Origin of the sequence: Roseateles sp. (assembly GCF_031397715.1) — a bacterium.
Lineage (GTDB): Bacteria > Pseudomonadota > Gammaproteobacteria > Burkholderiales > Burkholderiaceae_C > Paucibacter_A.
The window spans coordinates 1-11,245 of the sequence record NZ_JANNMI010000204.1; the positions used below are offsets into that span (position 1 = coordinate 1).

Below are 11,245 nucleotides of genomic sequence, written 5' to 3' on the forward strand. Positions count from 1 at the left end.
GGTGAGATCGGTGGTCACCAGCGAAGTGGGCAGCACGCGGCTCACGCCCAAAGCATCGGCCACCAGACAAGCCGCCTGGCCGCCCGCGCCACCAAAACATTGCAGGGTGTATCTGCTGACGTCATAGCCACGTGCCACCGAGATGCGCTTGACCGCATTGGCCATGCTGCCGACCGCAATCTGCAGCGCGCCGCTGGCGACCTGCTCGGCCGTCACCAAGCGCCCGCTGGCGGCTGACATGTCTTTGGCCATCGCCGTGAAGCCCAACTCGGCGGCCTCGCGGCTCAGCGGCTGATCCGCCTGCGGCCCGAACAGCCTGGGGAAAAAGTCGGGCTGTATGCGTCCCAGCATCACGTTAGCGTCGGTGGTGGCCAGCGGCCCGCCGCGCCGGTAGCTGGCCGGGCCGGGATTAGCGCCGGCCGACTCGGGGCCGACACGCAGGCGCGCGCCGTCGAATCGGATCACGCTGCCGCCGCCTGCCGCCACCGTGTGGATGTTCAGCATCGGCGCCCGCACGCGCACGCCGGCGATTTCGGTGTCGAAAGTGGTTTCATAAGGCAGCGCCGGGCCGCCCCAAGCTGCCTTGCTCCCCTCGGGGGGCGGTCGCGCAGCGGCCTTGGGGCCAACATCAGCTCCATTGAAATGACTGACGTCGGTCGAGGTGCCGCCCATATCAAAACCGATCAACTTGGCGTGACCGGCCGCCAAGCCGGTGCGCACCATGCCAACGATGCCGCCGGCCGGGCCCGACAGGATGGCGTCCTTGCCCTGGAAGTGATGGGCCGCCGTCAGGCCGCCCGAGCTTTGCATGAAGAACAGCTTGACGCCCGGCATCTGCGCTGCCACCTGGTCGACATAACGGCGCAGGATCGGTGACAGATAGGCGTCGACGACGGTGGTGTCGCCACTCGGCACTAACTTCATCAAGGGACTGACCCGATGCGAGACCGAAATCTGCGTGAAGCCAAGCTGTTGCGCCAAACGCTCGGCCTGCAGCTCATGGGCCGGGTAGCGGTAGGCATGCATAAAGACGATGGCGCAGGCGCGCAGGCCGGCGTCAAACGCGGTCTGCAAATCCAGCTTGAGCGCCGCCTCGTTCAACGGCAACACGCAATCGCCCTGGGCGCCGAAACGCTCAGCGGCCTCGATCACGCGGCTGTAAAGCAGCTCGGGCAAGACGATCCGGCGCGCAAACAGTTGCGGCCGCGCCTGCGTGGCGATGCGCAGCGCGTCACGAAAACCGCGCGTGGTGACCAGCAGCGTCGCATCGCCCTTGCGCTCCAGCAGCGCGTTGGTGGCGACGGTCGTGCCCATCTTGACGCAGTCCACCAGGGCCGGCGTGATCGCCCCGCCGGGCTTGAGCCCCAGCAAACGGCGAATGCCCTCGACCGCCGCGTCCCGGTACTGCTCCGGATTCTCGGACAGCAGCTTCAGGGTATGCAAGGCGCCACCCGGCGCGCGCCCGATCAGATCCGTGAACGTACCGCCCCGGTCGATCCAAAACTGCCAGCGATCGGTTGCGGCAACAGGCAAGACTTGCGTCATTAAATTGGGCACATTAAATTGGGGTCAGGTTCATTTAATTTTCGAAATGGGGTCAGGTTCATTTATTAAAAATTAAATGAACCTGACCCCAATTAGGGAAATGAACCTGACCGCAACTAGGGAGGACGCGGGGGTTGGGTCAGGCTGCTGCCAACCGCCACAGCGAGGTGACTTCGGCCGCGCGGGCTTTGAACAACGGGTCGCTTTTGTCGGTGGCGCGGGCGTGTTGCGGCTTGACGTCGGTGCGGTCGAGCACGCGCAGCCCGGCGGCGGCGATCCAGCCCAGCAGCTCTTCGCGGCTGCGCAGCCCCAAATGCTCGGCCAGGTCGGACATGATCAGCCAGCCCTCGCCGTCGGGCAGCAGATGAGTCTTGAGCCCGTTTAGGTAACCCAGCAGCATGCGGCTGTCGGGGTCGTACACGGCATGCTCAAGCGGCGAGTTAGGCCGCCAGGGCAGCCAGGGCGGGTTGCAGACGATCAGATGCGCTTGGGCCGGCTCGGCCGGATACAAATCGGCCTCCAGCAACTCGACCCTTGCCGCCACACCCAGTCGCTCCAGGTTATCGCGAGCGCAGGCCAGGGCGCGAGCGTCCTGGTCGGTGGCGACGACGCGATTGACGCCTCGTTTCGCCAGCAGCGCGGCCAGCACGCCGGTGCCGCATCCGATGTCGAAGGCGATGCCGGCCTTGCCGCTGCTTTTCAAACTGGCCGGCAGCGGCGCATGGGCGACCAGGTCCAGATATTCGCCGCGCAACGGTGAGAAGACGCCGTAATGGGGAATGATCTCGGCCTTCAGCGCGCCGACATGAACGCCTTTTTTGCGCCATTCATGCGCGCCGATCAGGCCTTGCAGCTCGCGCAGCGAGGCAACGTAATGCTCGCCCACCGGCCCACGCGCTTGCGCGCCGGCCTCGCGCACATCGGGGGCACGACGCAGCGGCACGCCGTGGTCGGCGTCAAAGGGCAGCAGCAGCATATTGAGGACGCGCGAGCGCAGCGCCTGGGCCTTGCGCTGGGCCACGAACAATTGATGCAGCAGCGACGACGACGCCGCTACGGGCTGACCTGCCGCGGCGGGTTTGGCAGTCTTGGCCGACTTGGCGGCGGCACGCTCGACCTTCGAGTCAATCCGACGCTCCATCGCCAGCATCAGCTGTCTGGCGTTCTGGAAGTCGCCGCACCACAGCAAGCCGATGCCTTCGCTGGCCCATTGGTAGGCACTGTCGGCGTCGACGGTATCGTCCACCACATAAACGCGTTTGGGTGCGGGGTGATCGGCGATCGAGCGCCAGCGGGCTTGTACGGGCTGGCCTTGGTTGTCGATCCAGCGAATTTGGTTTGCATCGTCTTCAGTATTCATGGCGTATTCTCGTTGCTATCCGGTGCCTGTCCCTTGGCTCGTCTGCAAACCCCAACAAGGAAAACCATCATGGAAACCCCGATCCACCAGTTGTCCGACCTGTTTTCGCAACTCGGCCTGCCGGACGACGCTGCGTCCATCGAAGCCTTCGTCGCCAGCCACCGACCGCTGGCCGATGGCGTTAGGCTGGCTGACGCTCCGTTCTGGAGCGTCAGCCAAGCCCAGCTGCTGCGCCAAAAGCTCGCCGACGATGCAGATTGGGTCGGCTTGGTCGACTCGCTGAACGCGATGCTCAGCGCCTGATGCGCGAAGGCAAATCCCGCGCGCAAAATGCAGCACAGCCGGCAAACCATCGCGTGCCGGCTGTGTTGAGTGAGTGAGGCTAGACCGGGCCGGTTGCCGAATTAGGTTCTAAAACGGGATGTCATCATCCATATCGTCAAAACCGGTCGCCGACCGCGGGGCCGGGGCCGCTGCGCGAGGCGCCGGGGCTGGCGCACGTGGCGCCGGGGCGCGGGCTGCGGGCGCACGAGCGGCTGGCTCGCCGTACTCATCACCACCGCCACCACCAGCGGCACCACCACGGGCTTGCCCGCCGCCGTAGCCGCCACCGCCGCCGCCCTCGTCGCCGCTGTCACGGCCGCCAAGCAACTGCATTTCGTTGGCAATGATTTCGGTGGTGTAGACCTCTTTGCCTTCCTTGTCGGTCCACTTGCGTGTGCGCAGGCGGCCCTCTACATAGAGCGGCTTGCCCTTCTTGCAATACTGGCCGACGATCTCGGCCAGCTTGTCATTGAAGACCACCCGGTGCCATTCGGTCTCTTCCTGCTTCTCGCCCGATTCGCGGTTCTTCCAACTGCGCGTGGTCGCCAAGCTGATGGTGCAGAAGGCCACACCGCTGGGGTTGTAGCGCAACTCGGGGTCTTTGCCGAGGTTGCCGATGATGATGACTTTGTTGACCGAGGCCATGATGGGCGTTCTTTCTTGTTTGCTTGCACTTGCAGATGCCTGAGCCCGAGATTATGCCGCCGCCGCAGCGCCGCCAGGGCAGGATATCCCTTGCGCTGCTCAGGCTCGGCGCCGGCGCAGCCCCTGCGCCATGCCGGGCGACTGCCAAACGCTGCCGTCGTGATCAACGATCAGTCCTTCCAGCCCTGAGTTGGCCTCAATCTGCCGCCGCCCCGCCGCCATGCCTCCGACCATGATGGCTGCGCCCAGACCATTGAGCGCCTGCACGGCATGGCGGCCGCGCGCCAACAGGCTGAGCCCGTGAGGGCCCTGCGTCGGCCGGCCGCTGCGAGGGTCGAGGATGTGATGCTGGCGTTGACCGTCTGGCGAAAAATAGCCGCGCTCATAGTCGCCGCTGGAGGCCAGCAGGCCTTCGCCCTCAAGTTCCAGAGCACCCAATAGCCGTTGCGGCTGACGCGGATCGCGCAGGCCGATGCGCCAGGGTCGGCCTTGCCAAGTGCCGCGGTAAAAAACATCGCCGCCGCCATTGATCAAGGCATTGCGGATACCGGCGTCCGCCAAAACTTGCATACCGGCCTGCAGAATCGGCAATTTGGCAATACCGCCCAAGTCCAAGGCCATGCCAGGTTCCATTAAATACGCGCTGCCGGCTTCTTCGTTCAATATCAAGCGCCGGTAATTCACCAATTTAATCTGCCGATTCAATAATTGATCATTGGGCTTTTCGACTTGACCCAAATCAAATCGCCACGCTTTCAAAGCCCCGACGGTCATATCAAATGCGCCACCGGTTTGCCGTGACAAGGCCTGCGCCGCCAGCATGACCTGCATCAATTCGGCCGGCACCACGACCGGCTGCAAGCCCGCCGCCAAGCCGATGGCGCAGACCGGGCTGGTCGGCCTATAGCGGCTCATCATGTCGGCCAAGCGGGTCATTTCCACGTAGGCCGCGTCGAGCGCTGCGGACAATCGCGCCGGCTCGGCGCCTTCGGCCGCGATGTCGACTTGCGTGCCCATCAAAAATCGCGAACTGCGCTGCTGGACCGGCGCTGCGCCCCACGCCGCGCCGCCCAAGCCCAGCAAGCCGCCGCCCAGCAAAGGCAGCGCCATGGCGACTCGCCGACGAGCTAAGTCAGTGCTGGCTTCGGCTGTATTCTTCATAGTTGCTTTATCTGGACAAACCGACCATATGGTCAACGGCCGCCTTGACCTCGTCATCGCTGAGCGTGGAACCACCGCCGCGCGCCGGCATCATGCCCTTGGCGCCGGTATAGCCCTCGATCGCATGCTTGTAAAGAATCTCGTTGCCCTGGGCGATGCGCGGGCCCCAGTCGGCTTTGTCACCTGGCTTGGGCGCACCGGCCACGCCGGCCGCATGGCACATCGCGCAGGTCTTGCCGAAGACGCTTTTGCCCAGCGCATTCTCGGCGGCAGCGGCAACGACGGGCACCGGCGCCACCACCTCCGGCGCGGCTGCTGGCGCGGCGGCCTGCTCCTTCTGACCGCAGGCCGTCAACAAGATCAGAGCGGCAGCGGCGGCGCTAAAGTTGAAAATACCACGCATAAAAACTCCTGCTAATTGAAATTAATACTGATTCTAAAATCCTGCCGCCAAAACACCAGCGCTGCGCGGCAATTTATTTCAATTTCAAACCCATATTTGCTTTTCTTGAACCAGTTTAAGGCTGTCGCCGGCAGAGTCGGGAATTATTCGTTCTCCCGTTGATGCTTGTATTAACCCAGCCCATGCCACTCCACCATTTCAGTCGCCGCCTGCGAGCTTGCGTGCTGTCATGGCTGCTGATGGCCATGGTTGCGGGCATGGCCGCCCCGCTGCTGCACGACGGCCCGCTCGACTTGGTCTGCTCGGGCTCGGGTCAGATGAAGCTGGTGCAACTCGGTGACGACGCCGATCTCGCACCCACGCTGGACTGCCCCAACTGCCTGCTGCTCGGCCCACTGCCGACCGGCCTGAGCCCGACCGGCACGCGCTCAAACCCCGACACCACACCCCGCCTGCCCGAGCAACGCGGTGACCACGCCAGTTTCGACACCGGCCCGCCTCCCGCGCGCGGCCCTCCCCCCGAATCCCCAAACCAAACCCGATGAGGATCATCATGAGCAGTCAAGACAAGAAGAACACCCTCGAAACCAGCGCCGGCTTGGGCCGCCGCCGTTTCATCAACAGCGCAGCGCTGGCCGGCCTGAGCCTGGGCGCCGTCGCCTGCACCGACAAGCCCAGCAGCGCCGCGGCGCCGGCCGCATCCGGAGCGGCACCGGGCCACACGGGCGCAAGCGCCAACGCCACCCATCTGAAGCCGGGCGAGCTGGACACCTATTACGGCCTCTGGAGCGGCGGCCACACCGGCGATATGCGCGTGCTGGGCCTGCCGTCCGGCCGCGAAATCCACCGCATCCCCTGCTTCGTGCCGGACGCGCTGGTCGGCTGGGGCATCACCAATGAATCGAAGAAGGTGATGGGCACCAAGGCCGACGGTAGCCTCAAATACACCGTCGCCGACACCCACCACACCCACGCCTCCTACAAGGACGGCAACTACGACGGCCGCTACGCCTGGATCAACGACAAGATCAACAGCCGTATCGCGCGCATCCGGCTCGACTACTTCATCTGCGACAAGATCACCGAGCTGCCCAATGTGCAGGGCTTCCACGGCATCTTCCCGGACAAGGCCGACCCGGTTGACCCGAAGATCAACTACACCACCCGGGTTTTCTGCGGCGGTGAATTCGCCACCCCGCTGCCGAACAACATCGGCTCAGACGACGGCAGCACCTACCACTCGCTGTTCACCTGCGTCGATGCCGAGAGCATGGAAGTGCGCTGGCAAGTGATGATCGACGGCAACTGCGACCTCACCGCCACCTCCTACGACGGCAAGCTGGCGGCGACCAATCAATACAACACCGAAATGGGCGTCAAGTACGAGGACATGATGTCGTCCGAGCGCGACGCCTGCCTGTTCTTCCACGTTGCGCGTATCGAAGAGGCGGTCAAGGCCGGCAAGTTCAAGACCATTGGCGACTCCAAGGTGCCGGTGGTGGACGGCACTCACGCCGCCAACAAGGATGCCAAGACCGCGCTGACCGCCTATGTCTCGGTGCCCAAGAACCCGCACGGCGTCAACGCCAGCCCGGACGGCAAGTACTTCATCTGCGCCGGCAAGCTCTCGCCTACCGGCACCGTGATTGAACTCGCCAAGGTGCTTGATTACTTCGACGGCAAGCTGGACTCGGCCGACAAGGCCGTCGTGGCCGACGTCGAGTTGGGTCTGGGCCCCTTGCACACCGCCTTTGACGGGCGTGGCAATGCCTACACCACGCTGTTCCTGGACAGCCAGGTGGTCAAATGGAACGTTGAAGCGGCGATCAAATTCCATGCCGGCGACAAGAGCGCCAAGTACGTGGTTGACCGCCTTGACGTGCAGTACCAGCCGGGCCACTTGAACGCCAGCCAGTCGGAAACCCGCGCGGCCGACGGCAAGTATTTGGCTGTCGGTTGCAAGTTCTCGAAGGATCGCTTCCTGCCGGTCGGCCCGCTGCACCCGGAGAACGAGCAGCTGATCGACATCTCGGGCGACAAGATGGTCTTGCTGGCCGATCACCCGGTGCGGGGCGAGCCGCATGACTTCATCATCTTCAAGCGCGAGCTGGTCAGCCCCAAGCAGGTCTACAACCTGGATGACTTCCCGAATGCGATCAAGGACCCGAAGGACTCGGGCGTGTTCCGCAAGGGCAACAAGGTCGAGGTCAAGATGACCAGCCAAGCGCCGGCCTTCAGCCTGCGTGACTTCAAGGTCAAGAAGGGCGACATCGTCACGCTGACGCTGACCAATCTGGACAAGATCGAAGACCTGACGCACGGCTTTGCGATCCCCAAGCACAACGTCAATTTCATCGTCAATCCGCAAGAAACCGCCTCGGTCACCTTTGTGGCCGACAAGCCCGGTGTGTATTGGTGTTATTGCACCCACTTCTGCCATGCGCTGCATTTGGAAATGCGCTCGCGGATGATTGTTGAGGCCTGAAATCCAGAGCCTCGGTGGCATAGCGGACTCGAGCCCCGCTGCCGCCAGCCGGCGCCGCAATCCAGCGGCGCCGGCCCTGTTGAAAGAGCACATGTTTTCGCGATGCAAGCAGTTGGGTGCCAAGGTAGGGTTCTACTTGGCCGCGTTTTTATTTGTCAGTCTCTGCGCCAGCAACGCACAGGCAGGCGCCTACGAGGCGCAGTTGCCGGCGGATTTGCACACGGCCAAGGACATGTGCGCCATCCTGCCTTGCACGGCAGTCTTCCCCGGCGCCAAGAGTTTTTCCGAGCGACTCGGCTCGCCGCCCTATGTTGAGGCCTATGGTGAGCCGCTGCCGGATGGCAAAAAGCCGCTGCTCGGCTATGTCATGCTGTCCACCGACATCACCGACACGCCGGCCTACTCGGGCAAGCCGGTCGTAACGCTGATCGGCATGGACAAGACGGGCCATTTCGTCGGCACTCAGGTGCTCAAGCATTCCGAGCCGATTCTGCTACTCGGCATCCCTGAGTCGGCGCTGCTCAAGTTCAACGCGCAATACCTGGGCAAGTCGGTCGCCGACAAGATCGAGATCGGCCAGTCACGCCCCGATGAAGGCGTGCTGGGCCTGGACGCCATCTCCGGCGCCACCGTTACGGTGATCGCGCAGAACCAAGTCATGCTGGCCTCGGGCCAAGCGGTGGCGCGCCAGGTCGGCATCTTGGCACCCACCGTGCGCGAGCCCGCCAACTACGCCGTCAAGGGTCAGGTCTTCACCTGGGCCCAGTTGCTCAAACTCGGTGCCGTGCAAACCCTGCGCGTCAAGCCGGAGCAGGTCGGGCTGGAGCGCAATGCCGAGCCCTTCATCGAACTCTGGTTCGGTGACCTGAATCACCCCGACGTCGGCACCAGCTTGCTCGGCGCACACAGCTGGCAAAAGCTGCATGCGCAGTTGAAGCCGGGCGAGCATGCGTTTTTCGTCGTGCGCAGTGCCGGCAATGAGTCGTTCAAAGGCTCGGGCTTTGTGCGCGGCGGCCTCTATGACCGCGTGCAGGTCAAGCAAGGTGCGGACAGCTTCACCTTCCGCGATCTGGACTATCTGAACCTTTACGGCCTCGAAGCCGCCGGCGCGCCAAGCTTCAGCGAGTCGGCGATTTTCATCATCCGCAGCAAGTCCTTTTCAGCCGCTCACCCTTGGAAGCTAGCCTTCCTCGGCAACCGCGTCGACCGTGCCACCGGCACGCGCAGCTTCACCAGTTTCGACGCCAAAATCTGGCTGGACGACAGCCTCTTGGCCAGCGGCCGCCCGGCGCTGCAGGAGGACGCCGCGCCCTGGGTGCAGGTCTGGAAAACGCGCGCCGTCGAGATCGCCCTGTTCATCACCCTGTTGGTGATGGTCACTGTGGTCTACGCGTTCCGGGAGAAGCTGACCCGACTCTCGACCCACAAGAACAAGTGGCCGGTCAACGCCTTCAAATACAGCGCCTGGGCCTTGAGCATTGGCTTTGTCGGCTCAAACGCGCTGGCGCAGCCGTCCATCACGCAGGTGCTGACCTGGTTTCACTCGCTGCTGTTCCAGTGGACCTGGTCCTTGTTCCTGACCGACCCCTTCATCTTCGTGTTCTGGATCTTCATCATCCTGACCGTCTTCCTGTTCGGGCGCGGCCTGTTCTGCGGCTGGATGTGTCCGTTCGGCTCGCTCTCGGAGGCAATCTACAAGGTTGGTGAAAAGATCGGCCTGAAGCGCTTTCAGGGCCATCTGCCCATCGCCTGGCACAACCGCCTCAAGTGGGTCAAGTACGGCGTCTTCTTCGGTCTGCTGACCGTCTCGATGTTCTCGATGGGGCTGGCCGAAATCCTGGCCGAAGTCGAACCGTTCAAGACCACCTTCCTGGTCGGCATCACCAACCGGGCCTGGCCCTACGGCCTGTTCGTTTGCCTGATCCTGGGTACCTCGCTGTTCATTGAGCGGCCCTATTGCAAATACATCTGCCCGCTCGGCGCGGCGCTGGCCATGCCCAGCACCTTCCGCTGGTTCGGCCTCAAGCGCAAGCAAGACTGCAACAGCTGCAAGGCCTGTGCGGTCGGCTGCGGCTCGCTGGCGATCGACGCGGCCGGGCGCATCGACCACCGCGAATGCCTGCACTGCCTCGACTGCATGATTCTGTACACCGACACCAAGGGCTGCCCGCCGCTATCGAAAGAGCGCAAGCGGCGCGAGCGCGACGGGCTCTTGATCACGCCGATTGGGCGTGATGGCTACTACATTCCGATTGAGTCTGTAGCGATGCCCATGATGAGCGCCAAGGTTGCTAACGGCCCCGACCCCCGCATGCCGACCGACCCGGTGGCGCCCGCGCACAAGGCCGGTGCCAAGGGCCTGGTCTGGCTTTGGCAGGAGCTGGTCGACCACCTCTGGCCTTGGAGTCGCGAGAACTGGAAAAACCAGCAAGCATTGCAGATCGCTGGCTTCTCCTTGGCCCTGGCCGCCAGCCTGGCCTGGGTGCTGGCCGGCACCGGCCGGCTGTCGCAAAGCGCCATCATCGGCTGGTGGTTTGGCTGGAGCGTCTACGAGGTCTTGATCCGCCTGGCCGGCAAACGCTATGTCAAAGACGGCCCCTGGTGGCAGGCCAACTACCGCCGCGCCAGCGTGATGGACATGCTCAGTTATGTTGGCTTCAAGAATCTGCTGATCGGTGCCGTCATGTTCCTGGGCTTGAAGACCATGGGCCTGCTGCTTTGAAGCCACTGGCCCTCTTGCTGCTGATGGCATCGTTGGGCGCGCAGGCGGCTACGCTCAAGGTGGCGCCGGGCGAGTCGCTGCAGCTGGCGATCGACCAGGCGCAGCCCGGCGACACGGTCGAGGTCGCCCGCGGCCAATATGTCGGCAATTTCAAGATCGACAAGCCGCTGACGCTGCGCGGCATTGATCGCCCGACCCTGAGCGGCGCGCAAACCGGCGACACGATCCGCGTCACCGCGCCCGACGTGACGATAGAGGGCCTGATCGTGCGCGACTCCGGCGCCAGCCTGAAGGATCAAAACGCCGGCATCTACATCCGCCCCGGTGCGCATCGCGCCGTGGTGCGCCACAACGACCTGAGCTACAACCTGTTCGGCCTGTGGATTGAGAAGGCCAATGATGTGCGCATCGAGCACAACCTGATTACCGGCAAACGCGAGCTCAACAGCTCGCAGCGCGGCAACGGCATCCAGCTCTACAACACCACCGGTGCCCGCATCACTTCAAACAATATCGGGTTTGTTCGTGATGCGCTGTATGTGGACGTTAGCCATCACGCCATCTTCAAGGGCAATAAGCTGCACCACAGCCGCTACGGCA

The 11,245-nt window shown here is 63.6% G+C and carries 10 protein-coding genes; 5 read left to right on the plus strand and 5 right to left on the minus strand.

Going from position 1 to position 11,245, the window contains the following annotated elements:
• Together RMO57_RS09015 and RMO57_RS09020 are read right to left on the minus strand one after the other, a co-directional pair.
• On the minus strand, window positions 1-1,533 hold a 1,533-nt coding region (locus RMO57_RS09015; protein ID WP_310385867.1), incomplete at its 3' end, for a hydantoinase/oxoprolinase family protein.
• A 151-nt stretch (window positions 1,534-1,684) separates the two neighbouring features.
• Window positions 1,685-2,905, minus strand: a complete 1,221-nt coding sequence (locus RMO57_RS09020; RefSeq protein WP_310385869.1) for a class I SAM-dependent methyltransferase — start codon at window positions 2,903-2,905, stop codon at window positions 1,685-1,687.
• A gap of 69 nt (window positions 2,906-2,974) precedes the next feature.
• Here RMO57_RS09020 and RMO57_RS09025 point away from each other — a divergent pair, with 69 nt between their 5' ends.
• On the plus strand, window positions 2,975-3,208 hold the full coding sequence (locus RMO57_RS09025) for a DUF2789 domain-containing protein (RefSeq protein WP_310385871.1): 234 nt from the start codon (window positions 2,975-2,977) through the stop codon (window positions 3,206-3,208).
• Between the two features lie 108 nt (window positions 3,209-3,316).
• On the opposite strand, the gene RMO57_RS09030 is transcribed toward RMO57_RS09025, so the two are convergent.
• The 3 genes from RMO57_RS09030 to RMO57_RS09040 all read right to left on the minus strand — a co-directional run bounded on the left by RMO57_RS09030 (window position 3,317) and on the right by RMO57_RS09040 (window position 5,438).
• Complete coding sequence (locus RMO57_RS09030; protein WP_310385872.1) at window positions 3,317-3,874, minus strand: single-stranded DNA-binding protein; 558 nt, start codon at window positions 3,872-3,874, stop codon at window positions 3,317-3,319.
• A 99-nt stretch (window positions 3,875-3,973) separates the two neighbouring features.
• Entirely contained in the window at window positions 3,974-5,035 is a 1,062-nt protein-coding gene (locus RMO57_RS09035) for an FAD:protein FMN transferase (protein ID WP_310385873.1), read from the minus strand.
• 7 nt (window positions 5,036-5,042) lie between these two features.
• Entirely contained in the window at window positions 5,043-5,438 is a 396-nt protein-coding gene (locus tag RMO57_RS09040; RefSeq protein WP_310385875.1) for a c-type cytochrome, read from the minus strand.
• Window positions 5,439-5,620: 182 nt separating this feature from the next.
• Between RMO57_RS09040 and RMO57_RS09045 the strand changes: the two genes are divergently transcribed.
• From RMO57_RS09045 to RMO57_RS09060, 4 genes are all read left to right on the plus strand, one after another.
• Window positions 5,621-5,983, plus strand: coding sequence for a hypothetical protein (locus RMO57_RS09045; RefSeq protein WP_310385877.1), 363 nt, complete (start codon window positions 5,621-5,623; stop codon window positions 5,981-5,983).
• 8 nt (window positions 5,984-5,991) lie between these two features.
• Window positions 5,992-7,923 carry a TAT-dependent nitrous-oxide reductase gene (gene nosZ, locus RMO57_RS09050; RefSeq protein WP_310385879.1) on the plus strand — a complete coding sequence of 644 codons (1,932 nt, stop codon included), beginning with the start codon at window positions 5,992-5,994 and terminating at the stop codon, window positions 7,921-7,923.
• Between the two features lie 91 nt (window positions 7,924-8,014).
• Window positions 8,015-10,645: a 4Fe-4S binding protein gene (locus RMO57_RS09055; protein ID WP_310385881.1), complete on the plus strand. Its 2,631-nt coding sequence runs from the start codon at window positions 8,015-8,017 to the stop codon at window positions 10,643-10,645.
• 23 nt (window positions 10,646-10,668) lie between these two features.
• The coding region (locus tag RMO57_RS09060) for a nitrous oxide reductase family maturation protein NosD (RefSeq protein WP_310385883.1) at window positions 10,669-11,245 on the plus strand (577 nt) is incomplete at its 3' end.